A 21149-nucleotide genomic window follows, 5' to 3' on the forward strand; every position below is an offset into this window, starting at 1 on the left:
AAACACCTTCGGGGAAGAGGTGCCGGATTCCGGACGCAGGAACGTTGCGCCAGAACGAGGGCACGGTGGGCGTCGTTGTCGTCTGACCTGTCGTGGCCGGATCAGGCCAAGATGCCGTGGGCGAAGTCGCCGCTGCGGAGGACGCGATCTTCCCGGGAGGGGAGCTGTACGGGAGAGGGATGTGCAAAGGACGCCGTGCGAAGCGTGGAATCGCAGAATGCGGACATGCGAAAGCTCCCGAATTCGGTGTGGTGAGCTCCTGTGGATCTAGGGGGCGGAGCGTCAGGCGGGCCGATTGAGTGTTCGAAAGGCTAGCACGGACAGTGACAGCTGTGGCCACGTATTTCGGCGGGATGGTGCGGTGAGGTGCGTGGCCTCCGGGGCTCAGCCCCGCGACGGATGTGCTGAGCAGCGGGAATCTCCCGAGTGGCGTGGCCACCCGGCGATGTAGGGTCTAGCGGGCACACCACGCCCACAGAAGGGGGCGCACACCGGTGGAGGTCGGACAGTGACGGCAGCAGGAACGCCTTCCGCCCCGAAGCCGGGTCCTCCGCCGCGCAAGCAACAGCGCTGGTTCCAGCCTCGCCGCTCCACGCACACGTGGGAGCAGGACGGGCTCGATCACATTCGGCAGCTCATGCCCGCCAACGAGCCGTACCGCGCCTGGGCGACCTTCTCGTTCACCGCTGCCTCCGGTCGTACGAACGAGTGCGACCTGTTCATCGCCGTTCCCGGCGGGGTCTACCTCCTTGAACTCAAGGGACATCCCGGTCGGGTGGTCAACCACGGTGATACTTGGCAGTTTCACGCCGACCGGGTCCGGACCCTGAAGAACCCGCTGCACCTCACCGACCTGAAGTGCAAGGAGCTCAAAGGCCAGTTGGAGCGCGCGGCGCGGGCCAACCACATCGATCCGCGCCGGATTCCCTTCATCAAACCGGCCGTGTTCCTTCATGGGGCGGGGCTGATCAGCGGCCTCGACGAGTTCCAGCGCCTCAACGTCTATGGCCGCAACGACGGGGCGAGCGGCCTCGACAAGGTCTGGGACGACCTGCTCGGGAAACCGCCGGAGCGGGAGAGCTGGCGAATCACGCCCAACACGGCGCAGCTGCTTGAGCAGTTGATGCAGAAGATCGGCATCAGCCACTCCACCGCACACCTGCGCTTCGGGGACGACTGGAAACTCGAGCCGCGCGCACTGGACGCCGGGTTCGGCTGGGAGGACCGTCTCGCCGCGCGCGACGACGGGCTGGTCCAGGAAGAGGGCAGGGTCCGGATCTATCTCGTCGAGCAGATGGCCACGGACGAGGCCCGGCAGGCCGCCGACCGCGCCGCCCGCCGTGAGTACCAGGTCCTGCAGGGCATCACCCACCGCGGTGTCGCGCAGGCCGTGCAGATCCGTGAGCACCAGGGCGGCCCGGCGATCCTGTTCCGCCACCGCCACAGCGATCTGCGTCTGGACGCCTATCTCGACGCGTACGGCGGCAGACTCACCCCGGAGACCCGCCTCGACCTGGTCCGCCAACTCGCCGAAGCGCTGCGCTACGCACACAACCGATCGCTCTACCACCGCGCCCTCGCAGCTCGTTCGGTGTACGTCTCTGCGAAGGAGGACGGCAGCGAGCCGGTCGTCCGCATCGCCGACTGGCAGACCGCGGCCCGCGACTTCGACACCAGTTCGATGCGGTCCATCGGAGACACCCCGCTCGACCCGAACCTGATCGAGGATGCCGCCCAGGTCTTCCTCGCGCCCGAGACGGATCAGGAGTTCGCCGATCCGGTCGACCTGGACATGTTCGGCCTCGGCGCCCTCTCCTATCTGTTGCTCACCGGGGAGCGCCCGGCCGCTCAGCGCAGCGCCCTGATCGAGCGGTTGTCGACAGAGGGTGGCCTGCACCCGTACGCCGTTGCCGACGGGCTCTCCGACAAGCTGAACGACCTCGTCTTCCATGCCACCCGGGCCGAGGTGAACGACAGGCTCCCGTCGGCCGAACGCTTCCTGGACCTGCTCGACGAGGCCGAACAGGAAACCGCCGTCCCGGAGCAGTCCGAGGCCACGGAGACGGACCCTCTCACCGCGCTTCCCGGGCAGTCTCTCGACGGAGTCTGGAGCGTCAAGCGCGTCCTGGGCACGGGAGCGACGGCACGCGCTCTGCTGGTGGAGCGGGTCATTGAGGACCTCGAAGGCCCCGCGGGCGAGCAGGTCGTCGAGGAGCGGGTGTTCAAGGTTGCTCTAGACCGCGACAAGGACGCCCGGCTGTACGCGGAGGCCCAGGCACTCAAGACAGTGGGCGGCGGACGCATCATCCGTCTCCTCGACGAGCCTCGGGAGATCGCGGGCCACGCGGTCCTGGAACTGGAGTACGCGGGCGAATCCTCCCTCGGCGCACGCCTGCGCGGCGAAGGGCGCCTGACCTACGACCAGTTGGAGCGCTACGGAAACGACCTCTTCATCGCCCTCGACCAGCTCGCCGCCAAGGGCACGCGGCATCGCGACATCAAGCCGGACAACCTCGGACTGCACAAGCGCAGCGACGGCTCGTGGCAGCTGATGCTGTTCGACTTCTCCCTCGCCGACGCCTCCGAGCGCGACATCAGCGCGGGCACTCGCGGCTACCTCGATCCCTTCCTCGGCAGCGCGCGACGTTCTCTGTACGACGACCATGCCGAGCGGTACGCCGCCGCGGTCACCCTTCACGAGATGGCCTCCGGCGAGCGCCCGGTGTGGGGTGACGGCCAGACCGACCCGCGCATGAGCGACGAGGCCGAACTGTACGTCGCCGCCGAGCTGTTCGAGCCCGGGCTGCGTGACGGACTGACCGCGTTCTTCCAGCGCGCGCTGCACCGGGACGTGGACCGCCGCTTCGACACGTTTCAGCAGATGGAGGATGCCTGGCGGCACATCTTCCGTACGGCTGACTCCACCAAGCCTCCCACCACCCAGGCCACGGTCGGCGCCGCGCCTGCCACGACCGAGGAGGCACGGGAGACCGCCGCGGCAGCGGCCGACCTCACCACCGCGCTGGACGCGGCAGGCCTCTCCCTCCGCGCCGTCTCGGTCGCGGGAGGTTTGGGTGCAGGCACCGTTGGAGAGCTGCTCGACATCCCGCCTCATACGATCTCCCGCGCCCGCGGTGCCGGAGCGCTCGTACGCAGGGAGCTGAACCGCCGTCACAAGCAGTGGACGGCGATGCTGCGCCGCCCCGCGGCCGAAGCCGAGCCGCGCCCGGCGCCGCCTGCTGTTCACCCGACCCCAGGCGATGCGGAGGATCTTGAGGGGGAGGCGCAGCGCATCGCACGTGAGTCCGTTGACTCCCTCGCGGCCCGGCTCACTCCCGCCCCTGCCCGTAAGGGAAACCTTCGTCCCGACGTGGTGCGGCTCACGCTCGGTCTGCCGCAGCCCCGGGAAGAAGGGGACGCGCTCTCACCACTCGGACCCTGGCCCCCGCAGACGGTCATCGCGAAACACCTGGGCAGCAGCCAGCCCACCGTCTCGCGCCATCACGTCGCCGCGATCGAGGAGTGGGGTGCCACCGCCTGGCTTACGGCTGTCCGCGACGAGCTGGTGCAGATACTCACCCAGTCAGGGCGGGTTCTGACAGCTCAGGAGGCCGCGGCCGAGCTGCGCATCCGGCACGGCGCGGGCACTGACACGGCTGAGCGGACCCTCGCCAAGGCCCTCGCCGTCGTACGCGCGGCTGCCGACGCGGAAGTTTTGCAGCGAGGCACCGACGCGGACCACGAACCACGCCTTGCGGTGCTGCGCCGGGGACAACGCGTGCTGCTCGCGCTGGAGTCCCTGCCTGGCACCGACGACCCCACTCCCCAGGAACTTGCCGGCTACGCGGCGGCGCTCGGCACCGCCGCAGACCGGCTTGCCGCCGAAGACCCTCTGCCGGGTCGTGGCACGGTCGTACGTACTTTGCGTGAAGTCCCTGCTCCCGAGGGTATGACTCCGCTCGCGGACACCCGGCTGGTGGCTCTCGCTGCCGCGGTCGCCCAGGACGCGGCGGCCTCGCCCCGCCTGGAGCTGTACCCCACGGCCCTCGGCCTCGCCCGCGCACTGCGCATCTCCCAGGCCGCGGCCGGTGTACGCCGAGAGACAGGCGTCTCGGTCACCGAACTCCTCTCCCGCGTGCACGCGCGCTTCCCGTCCCTCGCCATAGCCGCCGCACCCACCCACATCGAGGTGGAGGACGCGCTGACCGAGGCGGGCTTCCCTCTCGAGTACGAGCCGGTACGCAAGCGGTTCTTCCCCCCGGCTGTCGAGGGCGCTCGCTGGACCAGCTCCACCTATACGCGTACGAGTGTGCTGGTGGCAGAAGCCCAGGCGGCAGTGGCGGCCGGGCGCGACCCTCAGGCAGTGGTGCGCGTCAAACTGGCCACGGCGGCTCAGCGGGGCGGCTTTCTCGCGCTCACGCTCAAGGGGGTTGACCTGCCGGGTACGGCGGAGGCGCTGGCTGCGGAATTCGGTGTCGTCGCGGTGGATCTGAACGCCGAGTTCCTCACCGTCTTCCGTGCGCTCGCCGACGAACTCCGCACGGACTGGTCCAAGGTCCTGCGCGCGGACGCCACCTTCACGGAGTCCGGCGAACTGAAGCCCGGGCTGCGCTCCTACGCCCAGCGCGTCACCGCCAGGCTGGCCGATCGCCTGAGGGGGGTGGCTGAGGCGACGGGACCGAAGACGGTGCTCTTCGTCCACAACTCGGGACTGATCGCTCGCTACTTCGACGGCGGCGGCCACGACCTCCTGGTCTCACTGCAGCAGTCCGCCCGCCGCCCGGCCGAGGTCCCGCACGGGCTGTGGTGGCTGTGCCCGATGGAGGACCCGAAGCAGACACCGTCGCTGGACGGGCGGACGGTGGAGGTCGTGGACCGGGCCACGGAGTGGGCGGTGCTCGACTCGCTGTTCCTGAAGGAGCTGCGGACCACAGACAGCGCGGGCCAGTAGGTGCGGGCAGTTCTGTAGTCAGTACTTCACTGTATGGAGCACTGACCGTACAATTCCGGATCCAGGGGGGATCAACGGGACTTGCGCGGCCACCGGGACAGTACGAACGTTCCTGGTCATGTTTACGTTGGTGGCACGTAACGTGTCGACGACGTCGGTGCTCCGTTGGCCCGTAACAGCGATTAACAGGGGCCAATGTGGCAAATCAGGGCGCCTTCGGCGACGGCGAAGACTTGGAACGACTCAAGACGATCCTCGCCGGATGGCGGACCTCCCTCGTGGATCTGAGCGGGCGGAACCGTCTGCTCAACTTCCGGCACACCAAGTCGGCCACCCTGGAGATCTCGCACCCGTCCGCCCAGACTCTCGTCGCAGGCCTGGATCGCGGCTGGGACTTCGCGCCCCTCCCCGACGAAGAGCCCGAAGCCGACGAGGCGGACAGGAACATCGAGGCACTCCCCGCCGAGAGAAGCGACCGCAGCGACGGGATCCTGACCCAGAAGACCTCCGGTCCCTCGCTGCTGCGCGCTCTGAACAGCCTGCGCAGCAAGTCGACCCAGCTGTTCAACGACTACGGCCTGTGGACTCTCAACCTTGGTGTCGGCATGCTCCGCTGGCGCGAGGACGGATCCGAAGCGGGCAGTGACGCTCCGCTCATCCTCTTGCCGGTACGCATAGAGCGTGTGGCGAACGGACGCGTTCGACTGCGGGCCAACGACGAAGAGGAGCCGCGACTCAACCCGGCTCTGAGGGTGAAGCTGGAGCAGTTCCACATCGACTGGACGCCGGTGGCGGAGCAGGATCCGACGGATCTGTCCGCCGTGCTTTCGGCCGCTGCCCGTGCCGTCGAGGGCAAGACCGGCTGGCAGGTCTCGCCGCGGGTGGTCGTCGCTCTCTTCGCCTCTCACAAGGAGTCGATGTACCAGGACCTGCTGGACAACGAAGGCCGCGTCCTGGACAGCGATCTCGTACGGGCGATGGCGCTCGGACCGCAGGCCGGCCTTGCGTCCGATCGCTTCGACTTCGAGGAGATCGAACTCGACCGGATCGACGAGCTGAGCCCGCCCGAGGACAGCCCGCTGGTGCTCGACGCCGACGCCTCCCAGCGGCAGGCCGTCGCGGCCGCCGTGGCCGGGCAGTCCTTTGTGCTGGACGGCCCTCCCGGTACGGGGAAGAGCCAGACGATCACCAACATGATCGCCGGGCTGATGCACGCCGGCCGAAGTGTGCTCTTCGTCAGTGAGAAGGCCGCGGCCCTCGATGTCGTCCTCGACCGACTGCGCTCGGTCGGGCTCGACTCGTACGCCCTCGCCCTGCACAGCCACAACACGAGCCGCAGGGCTGTGGCCCAAGAACTCGGCCGGGCCTTGGCGGAGGAGCCACGGGCGCCGCAGCTGTCGGAGCAGGCGCGTGCGCAGGCTCGGGAGACGCGGCTGGCGCTCACCGCCTATGCCGAGGCGATGAACGAGGTCCGTGACCCGCTCGGGCAGACGCTGCACGATGTGATCGGCAAGGTCGGGCGATTGTCCGAGGCACCGGTGGCCTATCTGACTCCCGCGGGTGACGCCGGTCCGGAAGGGGCGGCAGGATTTCGGGCCGAAGAGCTCAGCGATCGGGACCTGCACCTGATCATCGAGGCGACGAAGTCCATCGCCGACGCGTGGGAGGCAGTCGCCGACCCGTCGTTCCCTTGGCGCGACCTGCGGCCGGGTGTGTCACACCCTCGGCCCGTACTCGAACAGGCCATGGCAGCACGGGACGGACTGGTCACAGCCGTTGATCGGTACCAGAACCTTGCCGCGGACGGCGAACCCATCGTTGACGAGGCCGGTATCCGTCGCCTGATCGCGCTGCTGCGGTTGCTCGACTCGCGGAGCGCGGTGCCCGAGACATGGCTGACGACGGAAAACTTCGCGGACGTGGTGGACGACCGGGTCGACGCCTTTACGCCGGAGCTGCGCACGGTTCATCGCGTGCGTGCGGCTGCCCGCGCGGCAGCCGGCGATCGTTGGCAGGAACTGTCGGCCCGGCTGACGGCGGAGTCGGGCGAGGCCGAGCGGGCCCTGTCGGCGATGACGCCACCGGGGATCGACCCGGCAGGGTTCACCGAGGCGCGCTCCGCCGAGTTCGCCCAGGAGTTCGCCGAGACTGCGAACGTGCTCGACCGCACGCACCAGAGCCTCACCAGCGTCAGCCATCTTGCCGGGCTCAAGGAGCCGGAAAACCTCGAAGAGGCGCGCCACACCTGCGACGTGGTCGCGCTGGGAGGCACCCCCCATCGACCCTTGGAGCAGTGGCTCACCCCTGGCGGCGCAGCGGCGGCAGACGAGGCGGCGGTGTGCGTCGTGGCCGACGCGCTCCATGCGTTCTTCGCTCGCCGGGATCAGGTGGTGCACGCCCAGTCGCTCGCGACGGCCCAGGCGGGGCCGGGCTGGAGCGAGCTCCGCTCGGAGCTGAGCGCACAACGCCCTGCCAATGAGCAGGCGCTCGCCGAGCTGGAACCGCCCGGCATGGACGTTGCGTCGCAGTCCAGTCAGCAGGCGACAGAGCTGGCCACCTGGTTCGAAGCCCTCGCGGAGACCTTGGAATCGGCCGGACAGCACGCCGACTCCGCTGCCGCCCGGCTCGGCTGCAGCGGGCCGCAGTCGACCTCCGAGGCTGAGGACGTGGCTGCCGTCGTGGAGTCGGCCAGCGCGTCGAACCGTGCTCTGGAAGCCTGGCTTGATCCGCGCGTGCTGCCCCTCGTCCAGACTGCGGTCGCCGACATCGCATCGGCCGCCGACGAGTTGGATGCCGCTGAACAGGCGGCGCGCGACACCTTCCATACCAAGGTGGTTTCCACGCCGGAACTCCCCGAAGCCGTCCGCCGTCTCACGGACGGCCATCGGGGAATCGTCGGCGCGATGTCCAGCGGTATCCGGGCCGACCGGAAGCTCGTCGGCCAGCTCACCCACGGGGGCTCCTGGCGCAGCGACCTGCAGGACAAGCTGCCGCTGGCCGTCGCCTGGTACACCGCGCACCACCACCTGCGCTCGCTGGCCGTGTCCCACACCGAGCTGATCGGTCGCTACGCGGGGACGGAGCTGCCCGATGTCCCCGCCCTGCAGGCGGCGTTGGCGCATGCCGAATCCGTCCACAGGCTCGTGCCGGAGACGGTCGCGGACTCGTACCGCCGAGGCCTTCTCGCCACTCAGGTGGCCGACGCACGTACGCCGCAGCCGGAACTCCTCGGACAAGGTGCCTCCCTGCACCGGGAGCTCGCGAAGTGGCGGCAGGACTTGAGCCGTCCGCAGCTCTCGGCGTACGCCGCCGAACTGACCAAAAAGCCTCTGGGTGATGTCTCCCGATGGCTGCGCGCTCACCTCAGCCCCCTCCGCCAGGCCGTCGCGCTCCTGGACACCGTGACCTCGGTGGGCCGACGCGACAACAGTCCCGGTGCCGAGCACACCCTGGCCTCCGCACGTACAGCGATCACGGTCGCGCAGGCGGCACAGCGGGAGACGGTCTCATTCGGAGCCCAGGCGGTGCTCGACCGCCGCCTTCTCGGCCCTTGGTATCGGGGGCTGGACACCGAGGCGGCCGATCTGAGCGAGGGCGCTCCCCACGATGTGACGGGTTATGAGGCCACCGGAGAACTCCTCCGCCGTGCACTGGACCTGACCCGGCAGCGGCCGGGCCCCTACGCCACAGAGCAGCAACGCCACCTGCTGGGACGCCACGCGGCGGACGGCCGTCCCGACACCGAGGCTCTGCGCGGCGCGCTTGAGGCCGCGCAGCTGATTGCGAGCCTGGCCCTGGACACACTCGCGGATCCGGCGCGTCGAGCCCGTCTCGCCGATGTGCTGGCCGACGGCCGGCCCGAACCGCGGGAACTCCTGAGGCAGGCCGAGCAGATCCGCAGCGAGCTGGACCGCTGGCAGGAGCGTATTCAGCAGCCGCATCTCGCGTCTGTTGGTTCCCCTCTTATGGCTCGTCCGCTGGACCAGGTGGCGCGTTGGCTGCGTGCGCACGTGGAGCCCTTCGAGGACGCGACCGACCTCATTCACTCCGTCGCGCGGGTCATGGACGAGAACGCGGGACTGCCCCTCTCCCGAGCTCGCGAAGCGGTGGCCGCCGTCGTCGCCGCACGCGCTGCCGAAGCGCGGTTCGCCGAGAACGACCCCCTCTACCGTGACCTTCTCGGATCCCTGTACCGCGGCACCGAGACGGACCGCGACGAGGTTCTGGACGCCGTGGACTGGGCCCAGAAGGTCCGGCGCACCGCACACGGCGGCCACTCCGCTCCCCTGTCGGCAGCAGCCGCGCGGATGATGCTGACCGCGCCCGCCGACCCCTCTGTCGCAGCGCGAGACGACGACTGGTGCCGCCAGCGCGACGCGTTCGCCGCATACTTCGAACCTGCGCGGGCGGACGAAATGCGGCGGGAACTGTCCCGCGCGCTGCCCGAGGCGGAGGCCGCCCTGTCGCGACTGGACCACGACCCTTACGGCCCGGAGGCGTGGACGTCCTGCGCCGAAGCGCTGTCCCGACTACGCCAGTACCACCTCGACGGACTGCCCGACCAGCTCGCTCGACGCGAGCTCTCCGCCGAGGACTTCCCCGCGTCGATGGAACGTGCGGTGCTCACCGCCTGGGTCGAGCATCAGCTCTCCACCGACGCGCGGTTGCGGCCGATGCGGGCCATGGAGCGCGACCAACTTGTGGAGCGGTTCCGATCGGCGGACCACGACATGGTGGAGGCGGCGCACGCCGAGGTCATCGCCGCGTGCAACGCCCGCCGTCCCCGCCGTACGTCGGTGGGCCAGGCAGCCGTGATCCGCCGCGAGGCGGAGAAGCAGCGGCGCCACATGCCGGTGCGCCACCTGATGAGCCAGACTCGCGAGGTCGTACGTCTGATCAAGCCGTGCTTCATGATGAGCCCACTGACAGTCAGTCAGTTCCTGCCGCCGGACTTCAAGTTCGACGTCGTCATCTTCGACGAGGCTTCCCAGGTACTTCCGCAGGACGCGGTGAACTCCGTCTACCGCGGCAACGCGCTCATCGTGGCCGGAGACCAGAAGCAGCTGCCGCCCACCTCGTTCTTCAGCGCGGGTGGCGGCAGCGACGATGACGACGAGTGGGACGAGGACGGCACCGACGGCTTCGAGTCCATTCTCGACATGTGCAAGGCCAGCGGCGTGCTGCGTGGCCTGCCCCTGCGCTGGCACTACCGAAGCCGGCACGAGAACCTCATCGCCTTCAGCAACCACGAGTTCTACGACAACAAGATGGTGACCTTCCCGGGCGCGCTGGAGCAGGGCCCGGACATCGGTGTGGAGTTCATCAAGGCGGAGGGCGTCTACGACAGGGGCGGACGCAGCAACAACCCGGGCGAGGCCGCGAAGGTCGCCCAGCGCGTCATCCACCATTTCGCCACGCGCCCCGGACTCACACTCGGCGTGGTCGCGCTGTCGAAGGCGCAGGCCGAGGCGATCGAGGAGGCGGTGCAGAAGGCCAGGGCGGCGCGCCCCGACCTGGATCACTTCTTCACGGAGGACCGTCTCGACGGCTTCTTCATCAAGAACCTGGAGACCGTCCAGGGCGACGAACGAGACGTCATCATCCTGTCGGTCGGCTACGGCCCCGACCAGCAGGGCAAGCTGCAGTCGAATTTCGGCCCGATCAACAGGGACGGCGGCTGGCGGCGCCTCAACGTGGCGGTGACCCGCGCTCGCCGCCGCATGGAAGTCGTTGCTTCGTTCTACGGCGGAGATCTGTCGGAGAGCGCGAAGGAAGGCGTGCGGAAGCTCAAGCGCTATCTCGAGTACGCCCAGCACGGCCCCCAGATCCTCCAGACCGAGGCCGCCGACCCGGACGCCGAGCCGGAGAGCCCCTTCGAGGAGGAGGTACTCGACGTGCTGAGGGACTGGGGCTACTCGGTCCAGCCACAGGTGGGCGTCGCCGGCTTCCGCATCGACATGGCCGTACGCCACCCGGCCGGGCCCGGTACGTACGCCCTCGGCATTGAGTGCGACGGCGCGATGTACCACTCCTCTCGCGCTGCCCGGGACCGTGACCGGCTGCGCGAGTCGGTCCTGCGCGACCTCGGCTGGAAGCTGCACCGGATCTGGGGCACGGACTGGTATCGCAACCGGCGCGATGCGATGACCCGGCTGCGGGCCGCGGTGGAGGCGGCGTGCGCGGAGGACCCGCATGCGGTGCGGGAGGCGCCGCCGGTGCGGGGTGCGGAGGTGCCGGTGGCGGGGGAAGCGGCTGTGGCGGAGCCTGCCGAGCCTGTGAGCGCTGATGGTCGCGGAGAGGCGGCTCGGGGGGTCGGCGGCGGCTCGGCTTCGAGGGTGGAGTTCGTGACGGTGGACCACGGGCCGTCGACGTGGAGCCGTCCCTACCAGGAGGTGGATGCGGACCTCCTGGTGGAGGTGCGGCGCAGGTCGAGCAGCCAGCGGGGCATGTCGGGTGCCGAGCTGCAGGACCCCGACGCCGCCGGTGTGGTGGCGGATGTCGCCCTGTGCGTCGTCGAGGTGGAGGGGCCGGTGGAGCAGGAGGTGATCTTCACTCGGGTCCGCTTGGCGTGGGGCATCGGACGTTCTGGTCAGGTGGTCCGGGACCGTATCGGCCGGGCCCTTCAACGACTGGTCAAGCAGGGCAAGATCATCCGCCTGGGCACGGCCTACGACCGTCCCGGCCATGAGGTGGAGTTCGCGCGCACACCGACTCCGCGGTGCGACCGGAAGGTGGGGGAGGTTCCGGCCGTCGAGCGTCAGCTCGTCCTGAGGAACGTGGTCGAGGAAGGACCGGGCGTGCAGCGTGAGGACCTGCTGCGTGAGGCCGCACGCTTCTTCGGGTGGGCGCGGCTCGGGTCCGACATCAGGGATGCGCTGTCGGGAGATATTGATGAGCTGATCGCCTGTGGATCTTTCGTGGAGACGGAGGGTGGGCTGATGCCTCCGGAGGGTGACTGAGGCGTTACGGCAGGTTCTCCATGCTCGCCGGGAGAGGTCTGCTGAGCTGGCAGGATTGAGCGAGCAGCCATGCGATGGAACGACGCGACTGAGCGAAGGTAGGACTCCCCGGTGGACAAGGCCGCACTGCTGAAGGATCTGCGGAAGCAGGTCACCGCGCTGGAGGACGACCTGCGGGAGCGGACGGAGTCCGTGGATGAGTTCCGCGTGGATCTTGAGCGGGAGTATGCGGCGGCGCGGGAGGGGAGCCGTACGGCGGCGACGTATGGGGCGTGGCGCGATGAGCGGGTTATCCAGGTTGCGGCTGCCTGGGTTCTGGCGACGGTGTTTGTGCGGTTCTGTGAGGACAACGGGCTTGTCGAGGATCCGTACATTGCTGGGCCGGGGGAGCGACTTGCTGACGCGGAGGATAGGCAGGCGGCGTTCTTTCGGGAGCGGCCTGAGCTGAATGACCGGGATTGGCTGGTTGCGGGGTTCGAGGCGCTGGCTGGGGCGCATGAGGCGGTGGCCGGGTTGTTCGACCGGGCTCACAATCCGCTGTGGGAGCTGGATCCCTCCTATGAGGCTGCGACTCGACTGCTGGCGTTCTGGCGGGAGCGGGACGCCGATGCCGAGATTCGGTACGACTTCACGGATGAGGAGCTGGATACGCGGTTCCTCGGTGACCTGTACCAGGACCTGAGTGAGCACGCTCGGAAGGCGTATGCGCTGTTGCAGACGCCGGAGTTCGTCGAGGAGTTCATCCTTGATTTGACGCTGGAGCCTGCAGTCGAGGAGTTCGGACTCGATCCTGAGTGGAAGCATAAGCCGAGCGGGCGGCGGGGGGCGGACACCATCGTGCGGGGGCTGCGGTGCATTGACCCGGCGTGCGGATCGGGGCACTTCCTGCTGGGGATGTTCGACCGGTTGTTGGCGAAGTGGCGGGCGGCTGAGCCGGGAACGGGGGATTGGGAGCTGGTGCGGCGTGCGTTGGAGTCTGTCCATGGGTGCGACAAAAATCCGTTCGCGGTGGCCATTGCCCGCTTCCGGTTGCTTGTTGCTGCGCTTAAAGCTTGTGGGGAGCGGCGGTTGGTAGCGGCTCCGGCGTTTCCTATCAATGTGGCGGTGGGGGATTCGCTGCTGCATGGACGGGGGGCGGAATCGGTTACGGAGACGCTGGACACGCTGTTCCGGGATGAGGAAAAGGCGTTCGCTTACCGGACGGAGGATGTATGGGAGTTCTCCGAGCGAGTGGATCTGTTGGGGCGGGGGACGTACCATGTTGTGGTCGGGAATCCTCCCTACATCACCGTCAAGGATAAGCAGGAGAACGATAATTACCGCAAGGCGTACTTTGCGTGTTCGGGGAAGTATGCGTTGTCTGTTCCTTTTGCTCAGCGAATCTTCGAGTTGGCGGTGCGTGGATCGGGGTCTGACCGCAAGGCTGGGTTCACGGGGCAGATCACGGCGAACTCTTTTATGAAGAGGGAGTTTGGCAAGGCGCTGATCGAGTCTTTCTTTGGCGGAGGAGTGGAGTACAAAGACCCGAAGACGCAGAGGAAGGCGAGCTTTGCGGGCGTTGAGCTGAGTCATGTCATCGATACGTCCGGCGCGTACATTCCTGGGCACGGAACGCCGACAGTGATTTTGGCGGGGCGGAATCGGGTCGCTGTGCAAGCGGATCCGATTCGGGCAGTTCTTGGAGTTCGGGGGGAACCGTCGCAGCCTGAGGATCCGGCTGTCGGGCTGGTGTGGTCGGCAATTATTGGGCAGGTGGAACGCCCCGGGAGCGCATCGGATTGGGTGACTTGCAGCGACAGGGAACGCAGCTCTTTCGCCTTCTACCCGTGGAGTCTGAGCGGGGGCGGTTCCGAGGATCTGTTCAAGGCCATCCAGAACTCCGCATCGCGAACGGTGGAGTCCTATTGTGGAGCGCACGCTGGTTTTGCTGGATTCTCAGGAGCGGATGATGCTTTCTATCATGATCCGCGTTGGCATCAGCGTTTTGGCACTGAGAGCGAAATGATTCGCTCAGTTGCTGTGGGGGATGAGCTCAGGGACTGGACCATCGCTCCTGCAAGGGTCGCTATTGCTCCATATTCGTCGAACGGTACAATCGTTGATCTCGATTGGAAGAGTGCTTGGGCTAGGAATCTTTGGACAGTGAAGCAGCCGCTAGGTGCGCTGGCTGACTTCTCAGGGAAAACACGCTTCGCCTCAGGAACACCGTGGTGGTCTTGGTATCGGTGGACGCAGTCACGAGCCGGAGCGCGACGCACTGTTGTGATGGCAAAGGTTGCCACGCATAATCACGTAGCCCTCAACTACGCTGGAATTATCACGACGCAGCATATGCCTGCAGTGGCAGTTGCTGAGGGGGTTGAGGATGAAACTCTGTCGGGTATTCTGGGGGTGCTGAACTCATCGGCAGCGTGCTTCATGATGAAGCAGGTGAGTCAATCTAAGGGGAATGGCGGGATTGGCGGTGGGATTTCTGATGAACTTTGGGAACATCGATACGAGTTTACCGGAAACAGGCTACAAGAGTTCCCGCTTCCCCAGGTGCTTCCGCTGGAGCTCGGCAAGTTGCTCGATTCTCTCGCGGCGGAGTTGACCGATCGTGAGCCTGCTGTGATTTCTGCAGCAGCATTGCCCACGCGGTTGCGGCTCGACGAGACCCGTGCTGAGTCTATTCGCGTCCGCGCCAGAATGATCGCGTTCCAAGAGGAGCTCGACTGGACTGTGTATGGCGCGTACAACCTGCTGTCGGAAGGCGACGTCGCGCGTACCACCTTGGCGAGCTGGGACGACGTGCCTGAAGTTTCCCTTGGAGAGCGCGCATTCGAGATCGTGCTGGCGCGGAAGATGGCCGCTGGAGAGGCTGAAACAGCCTGGTTCGAGAGGCATGGCTCTACCCCCGTCACCGAGATCCCCGCTTGCTGGCCCGAAGCCTACAAAGCGGTAGTTCGGGCTCGGATCGACATCATCAATTCTCGTCAAGACATCGCTCTCATCGAGCGCCCTGAGTGTAAGCGTCGCTGGGCCTCCAACCCTTGGGAGAATAAGGAGAAGGAAGCCCTCCGAACCTGGCTTCTCGATCGATGCGAGGACGAGAACCTCTGGTTCGGCTTGCGTGATGGCATGCGGCAGCCCCGCGCCCTCACTGTTTCCCAACTCGCCGATACTCTCCGGCAGGACGTCGAAGTGCTAGCTGTTTCCGAGTTGTATGCCGCCGATCACCTCGGTAAGCGAGACGCGACCCTCGCGACCGTGTTGACCGACATCATCGCCACCGAGCACGTCCCCTACCTCGCTGCCCTGCGTTACAGGGACTCCGGCCTACGCAAGCGCGAGCAGTGGGAGTACGTGTGGGATCTTCAGCGTGAGGAAGACAAGGCCGGGAAGCGGCTCGACATCCCTGTGCCACCGAAGTACGCCTCCGTCGATTTCCTCAAGACTTCCTACTGGTCGCACCGAGGTAAGCTGGACGTCTCCAAGGAGCGCTTCATCTCCTACCCGGATGCGTCGCCGGACTCCGACCCCACCCTCCTGCTCGGCTGGGCCGGTTGGGATCACAAGGACCAGGTTCAGGCGCTGGTCAACGTCATCAACGACCGTACCGAGCAAGCCGCTTGGGGCACCTCACGCATCGCACCGCTTCTCGCCGGTGTGCAGGAACTCATGCCGTGGGTTCACCAGTGGCACGGTGAGTACGACGAAGAGTGGGATGGGACGCCTGCCGAGGAGTACCAGGCGTACCTCGACGAGCAGTGTGCCAAGCACGGGCTCTCGGCCGACGACCTGAAGGCTTGGCGTCCAGAGAAGAAGACGCGTGGCCGCGCGAAGAAGGCTGACTGACGTCTCACGTGCAGGCTCGTACCACCAAGATGGCGCCCCGCCACCGGATCGCTTCCGGCGGCGGGCCGCCAACGAGCGTGTGGGTCAGTTCTGCGTTGCGAACTCTATAAAAGCGGTCCATCTGCCATGGGTGAAGGATAGAACCGGGCCTGCCTTGTCCTTCGAGTCGCGGACATACGTGGAGCCGGGGCAAGCAGCGACCTCGACGCACTCGCCACCCGAGCCGGTGCTGTAACTGCTCTTGAACCAGGCCAACGTGGGCGCAGCCTGACGGGGCTCTTCGACGTTCATGCTTCTCCCAGCAACTTCTCGATGAGGGCCAGCGATTCGCGTGGAGTGAGCGCCTGTGCTCGGAGAATCCCGTACTGCTCCTCGATCTCCCGTACCGACGTCCGATCCGAGTAGAGACGGCTGTCCTTGTACGCCTCCACGTAGGCGATCCTCTGTCCTTCCTTCGTCTCGATCAAGGTGAAGGGGCCTTCCAGCCCAGCATGCTCCTCTCGGGCGATCGGCATCATCTGGATTTCGACGTTGCGTCGATGGCCGTGCAGCAGGATCTGTTCCAGCTGTCCCCTCATCGCAGCTCTCCCGCCCAGCGGTCGCAGCAGCACGAACTCCTCGATGACGAAGCTGATCGTCGGCAATGGAGTGCGAGAGAAGATCTCTTGGCGGGCCAAGCGAGCTGCAACACGCTGCCCGACTGTCTCCTCGTCGAGTAGTGGCCGCCACATCGTGAACACTGCCCGCGCGTACTCCTCGGTCTGTAAGAGGCCGGGTACCGCCTTCGTCGCGTACACGTGGAGTGCTACCGCCTCCGCCTCCAACCGAGCCGCATCCCTGAAGAACGCCGGATACTGAGCCCGAGCCACCTCCTCCTTCCCCGCCTTCAACACCCCACCCGCATCGAGCACTTCATCGGCCTTGTCGATGAACTTTGGCGGAGCAATCCGTCGGCCCTGCTCGAACGAGGCGATCGTCGACGCCGAGTACCCCGTCAGCGCCCCGAACTCCGCCCGCTCCAGCCCCGCCCGTGCTCGGAACAGCTTCAACTGCCGCCCGAACACGTACAGAACCCCCGCCCCGAACTCGTACTCCGGCGCCCCGGCGCCCGCCCCCGACTCCGCCGGCTCCCGCTCCTCCACGCCCGCCACCTCCCGTACCGCAGCCAGACCCGCACCACCCCGCACTCCCGTGCCCGCCAAACGCGACGCACCCGAAGCCGGTCACGCCCCAAGTCGCGTACAAGCAGGCCACCGCCGCGTACAACTCACAGCGGTCAGCGCGTCACTCCTGGTCAACGCTACGCAGATGCCGAGACCGTCAGTGCCATGAAGCAAGCAACTCCACCCAACGGGCATATGCCACAACAACCCGCGCTCGCACGCGAGTTCGCCATGCGTTTCACATCCACCCCACGCGGTGCACGACTCGCCCGTCGTCTCGTCTCGCACCGCCTCGACGAGTGGGGCTACCCGTACGACTCCGATGCGAACGCGAGCCTCACTCTCATCGCCGCCGAGCTCGCCGCCAGCGCCGTCCGTCATGGCCACGTTCCCGGCCGTGACTTCCACCTGCGGCTCGCGGCCACGCCGTCCGCACTGCGCATCGAGGTGAGCGATACGCGTGGCGACCGCTGTCCCGCCTCGGACTCTCCGGCCCCGCCGCCCGCCGACGCCGAGGCCGGCCGAGGTCTCCTCCTGGTGGCCCACCTCGCCGATCGCTGGGGCGTGATGTCCCGCGCCGCCGCCCCGGGCAAGTGTGTTTGGGCGGTACTCGGCGCAGGCTCAGCAGGCACGCCACCGGCGCCACCAACCGAAGAGCCCGCTGTGCAGGCGTGAGTGGAAGCGCTGGTCGCTGTGTACGTCCTGGTGTCCGCCGTCGCAGACACTGATGCTCTGGCCAATGCGTTGCGATTTTCGCAATACGCGGTTACGGTGGGTGTATGTCTGAATCCGTGATCGATCGTGTACGCAGAGTTATAGAGGCGGCCTCGATGAGTCAGGCTGCGTTCGCCGAGAAGGTGGGGCTCACGCCCGACAAGCTGTCCAAGTCGCTGGCCGGGGTGCGCCGCTTCACGTCGCTCGATCTGGCGCTGATCGCCGAGGCGGGCGGCAGGACGGTGGACTGGCTGCTCACGGGGCGCGATCCGCTGCGGCCGTCGTTCGCGGCTCGGACCACTGCCGGAGCGGCTCCCCGGCGGGGCCGCGTCAGCGATGCAGCGGACCGGTTCACGGCGGCGTACGAGGTGCTGGAGCTGTTGGGGAGGTTGCCGAAGCTGCCGCCGATGCCCTCCGTGCGCTCCGACCTGAAGCGTTACGTGGACCAGGGGAAGCAGCTCGCGCAGGACGCCGTCGGCGTCCTCACGGCGGCCGACGGTCCTCGGACCGTGGCCGGCCTGGAGACCGATGTGCTGATCACGGCCTGTACGCAGACGTTCGGCGTGGACGTCGCGGTCACGCGCCTTCCCGACACTGTCGAAGGGCTCACTTGGCAGACAGACACATTCCGGCTCGTTCTCATCGGTCCCACGGAGACCTGGACCCGGCAGAGGTTCACCCTGGCGCACGAACTCGGCCACATCCTGGCCCGAGACGCCCAGGACCTCGTCGTCGAGTCGCATGTCGCGCCGGGGCGACAGAAGGACCTGACCGAGGTGCGGGCCAACGTCTTCGCCGCCAACCTGCTGATGCCCGCGCCCGAAGTCCGCGACCAGTTCCGGCAGGTGGCCGACCAGCACGGCAGGCTCACCGACGAGGCGTTCTCCGAGCTGGTCGTCGCATTCAAGGTCTCGCCCAGCGCGCTGAGCGCACGGTTGCGTCAACTCCGGCTGATCGACACGAAGTCGGCGCTCCACTACCGGGGTTTCACTACCGAGATCTGCCACCTGCTGGCCGCCGCGACGGATGCCTTTCAGAGGCAGCTCGCTTGGGCCGCGGCTGAGCGATTCCCGGTACGCCTCGTGGCCGCTCTCTACAAGTGCTACGCCGACGGAGAGACCACGCTCCGGCCCCTCGCCGCCCTGCTGGGCATGGACGTGGACCAACTGCACAACCTTCTCGACCCGGCCGAGCCCAACACTCCGGAGCTTGCCGGCAGTGAAGTGGAAGAAGGGGACCTGATCTTCCAGCCATGAGAATCTGCTGGTTCCCGGACAACACCGTCCTGTGCAACTTCGCGGCCGTCGACCGCCTGCCACTGCTGGAGAAAGTGCTCGACGGGCGCGGCCGCTGGACCGAGGCCGTAGCTCACGAAGCTGAGCAATCCGCTCAATACCTCCCTCGATTACGGGACATCGTGTCCGTCGGCATGCTCGGCGAGCCGATCGCCATCACGGACGTCGAGGAAATCGCCGCGGTCGACCGTGTGCGGCGAGCGGTCTTCGGTGGTGTCGCGTCGGCGCCGACCAAACACCTCGGTGAGGCCGAGACCTGCGTACTGATCACCAGGCGCCCAGAGTTCCGCGATTCGGTGTGGATCACCGACGACCGGTCGGCCGGCTCGTACGCGCGGCGGCGGGGCATCACCTCGAAGGAGACCTTCGACCTCATGAACGAGGCTGTCGTCGACGGGTTGGTCAGTGCCACCGACGGTCATGACCTCCTCGGCCGCATGGTGGCCGCAGGACGTCATACCGTGTCTCGAAGCGTGCTGATGATCTCTTACTCTAGACCGAAATTGATCATTCTCTGTTCTCCGGTGGCCGAAATTCCGCACGACGATAAAGGGTTGATGGGTCGCCACTCTCGCCGCTGGCATCACGATCGTCACAGGGGGCTCAATGGCCCCTTCCGAGCCGCGCTTTCTCTTCGGGACCTCGAATCAGCGTGCTGAGACAAAGCGCCAACGATACGAATGCGCAACAAGGGTTGGCTGAGACTCGACTCTCGTCCGAGGCGCGTGAGCTGAGAAAATGCCCCCCATCCCGGTGAGTGACGGGGAACGGCCAGGGGGAGCAGAACACGTATGTCGGATGCTGGGCCGAACGGCGGCCAGTCGGAGCCTGAGCGCACGGGACGTGGAATTTTCGACTGCGACGGAGCGCACCGCAGCCCCCTTGCCGCAGACTACGAACAGGTTTTCCAGTCAGGCATGGTCGTCCTCGACACCAACGTGCTGCTCAATCTCTACCGGTCCAACGAGCGCACCCGCCGCGACACCCTCGCCGTTCTCAGCAAACTGCGCGACCGGCTGTGGGTGCCCCATCAGGTGCTGACCGAGTTCTGGCGCAACCGCGAGTCGAAGTCCGTGCGCCACCATCACAGCACCAAGGCGAAAGAGACCTCCACCGCCCTCGACCGGGCGCGGCGGTCCGCACAGGACGCCGTCGAGCGGTGGGTGAAGGACGTACGCCTCAAGGACGGCGAAGAGGTCACCGAGCGGATCGACGAAGGACTGAAGGCGCTCGCCGAGGCGCTGGACGGGCTGCGGGACACCATCGACGGGCAGTCGCAGCGGGATGCTCTCGCGGGAACCGCCGAGACGCACACCGATCCTGTCCTGACCGAGCTGGAGCCGCTTCTCCAGGGGCGCATCGGTGATCCGCTGTCCCCGGCTGATCATGACAAGGCGGTCCAGGAAGCTCAGGAGCGTGCGGCCGAGGAAACGCCGCCCGGATACGAGGACTTCAAGAACAAGCCGCCCGAGCAGGCCGCCGGCGACTATCTGCTCTGGGTGGAGCTGCTGACGGAGGCCAAGAACCGCGCGTGTGATGTGCTCCTCGTGACCGGGGACGTCAAGAAGGACTGGTGGCACACCCGCGACGGGGACATTCCGGCACGGCCCAGGGCCGAGCTGATCGTCGAGCTGAGAGAGCACGCGGGTACCCGTCTCTATATGCTCACCCCTGCCGAACTGCTCACCCGTGCCGAGGAGTTGCTCGAAGGCCTGCAGGTCGACAAGGACTCCGTCAACGATCTGGAACAGCTGCGCGGTGCAGACCGTGCGGAAGAGGCCCCCGAGGTCGGCTGGACGGAGGAATCGCTCGGGTACTTCATCCGTGAGCTGAGGTCGCGGTACCAGGCGCAGGCCAAGGTGATCATCAACGCCGCGGCGAACGGGGGATTCGTGGACCGCGCGACGGTCTACGAACTCGCCGGGTATCCAGGCGACCGACAGCTGAAGGGGTTCACCCGGCCGGTCAGCACCGTGGCCAGGGAGCTGGAGGACCAGGGTGTGCTGACGGGCGAGGAGCCCTTCTTGCTGCACACCATCTACGGCTCGCTCAGCGAACCGTCATGGGCAACGGGCTTCCGCATCCCGGACGAGGCGGTCCCGCTGCTGCGCGAGAGCTTCGAGGGCGGGCCCCTGTGGCCGGAGTCCCAGAAGGACGGGCCGGAGAGCGACGGCGAAGGCCCGAAGGGGGAGGACCACGACGGCGGACAGTAGTCAGCGGTACCCGCCGG

The 21149-nt window shown here is 67.1% G+C and carries 9 protein-coding genes; 7 read left to right on the top strand and 2 right to left on the bottom strand.

The window, feature by feature from the left end; genetic code table 11:
* Nucleotides 1–508 precede the first annotated feature (508 nt).
* From pglW to pglX, 3 genes are all read left to right on the top strand, one after another.
* Nucleotides 509–4951, top strand: coding sequence for a BREX system serine/threonine kinase PglW (gene pglW / locus AB0D57_RS11520; RefSeq protein ID WP_362070452.1), 4443 nt, complete (start codon nucleotides 509–511; stop codon nucleotides 4949–4951).
* Between the two features lie 197 nt (nucleotides 4952–5148).
* Entirely contained in the window at nucleotides 5149–11910 is a 6762-nt protein-coding gene (locus tag AB0D57_RS11525) for a DUF3320 domain-containing protein (protein WP_362070454.1), read from the top strand.
* Between the two features lie 111 nt (nucleotides 11911–12021).
* A complete protein-coding gene (pglX, locus tag AB0D57_RS11530; protein WP_362070456.1) occupies nucleotides 12022–15747 on the top strand; it encodes a BREX-2 system adenine-specific DNA-methyltransferase PglX in 3726 nt (1241 codons plus the stop codon).
* An 84-nt stretch (nucleotides 15748–15831) separates the two neighbouring features.
* Here the strand turns inward: pglX and AB0D57_RS11535 are convergent, their stop codons facing one another.
* Both AB0D57_RS11535 and AB0D57_RS11540 read right to left on the bottom strand, forming a co-directional pair.
* A complete protein-coding gene (locus AB0D57_RS11535) occupies nucleotides 15832–16038 on the bottom strand; it encodes a DUF397 domain-containing protein (RefSeq protein WP_362070458.1) in 207 nt (68 codons plus the stop codon).
* Entirely contained in the window at nucleotides 16035–16889 is an 855-nt protein-coding gene (locus AB0D57_RS11540; RefSeq protein WP_362070460.1) for a helix-turn-helix transcriptional regulator, read from the bottom strand. The genes AB0D57_RS11535 and AB0D57_RS11540 overlap by 4 nt, the downstream gene beginning before the upstream one ends.
* A 186-nt stretch (nucleotides 16890–17075) precedes the next feature.
* On the opposite strand from AB0D57_RS11540, the gene AB0D57_RS11545 reads away from it, so the two are divergent.
* The 4 genes from AB0D57_RS11545 (at nucleotide 17076) to AB0D57_RS11560 (ending at nucleotide 21132) form a co-directional block, all read left to right on the top strand.
* Nucleotides 17076–17585, top strand: coding sequence for an ATP-binding protein (locus AB0D57_RS11545; protein WP_362070462.1), 510 nt, complete (start codon nucleotides 17076–17078; stop codon nucleotides 17583–17585).
* A gap of 155 nt (nucleotides 17586–17740) precedes the next feature.
* Nucleotides 17741–18880 (top strand): XRE family transcriptional regulator, encoded by a 1140-nt coding sequence (locus AB0D57_RS11550; RefSeq protein WP_362070464.1) that lies wholly within the window; start codon nucleotides 17741–17743, stop codon nucleotides 18878–18880.
* Nucleotides 18877–19578, top strand: a complete 702-nt coding sequence (locus tag AB0D57_RS11555) for a hypothetical protein (protein WP_362070466.1) — start codon at nucleotides 18877–18879, stop codon at nucleotides 19576–19578. The genes AB0D57_RS11550 and AB0D57_RS11555 overlap by 4 nt, the downstream gene beginning before the upstream one ends.
* Before the next feature lie 258 nt (nucleotides 19579–19836).
* Nucleotides 19837–21132 carry a PIN domain-containing protein gene (locus AB0D57_RS11560; protein ID WP_362070468.1) on the top strand — a complete coding sequence of 432 codons (1296 nt, stop codon included), beginning with the start codon at nucleotides 19837–19839 and terminating at the stop codon, nucleotides 21130–21132.
* Nucleotides 21133–21149 lie beyond the last annotated feature (17 nt).

Origin of the sequence: Streptomyces sp. NPDC048275 (genome assembly GCF_040652275.1) — a bacterium.
GTDB lineage: Bacteria > Actinomycetota > Actinomycetes > Streptomycetales > Streptomycetaceae > Streptomyces.

Excerpts from the sequence above, each read along its gene's own strand:
- AB0D57_RS11535 (WP_362070458.1), bottom strand. The coding sequence starts at position 16,038 with ATGAACGTCGAAGAGCCCCGTCAGGCTGCGCCCACGTTGGCCTGGTTC.
- AB0D57_RS11545 (WP_362070462.1), top strand. The coding sequence starts at position 17,076 with ATGAAGCAAGCAACTCCACCCAACGGGCATATGCCACAACAACCCGCG.
- AB0D57_RS11550 (WP_362070464.1), top strand. The coding sequence starts at position 17,741 with ATGAGTCAGGCTGCGTTCGCCGAGAAGGTGGGGCTCACGCCCGACAAG.
- AB0D57_RS11555 (WP_362070466.1), top strand. The coding sequence starts at position 18,877 with ATGAGAATCTGCTGGTTCCCGGACAACACCGTCCTGTGCAACTTCGCG.
- AB0D57_RS11560 (WP_362070468.1), top strand. The coding sequence starts at position 19,837 with ATGGTCGTCCTCGACACCAACGTGCTGCTCAATCTCTACCGGTCCAAC.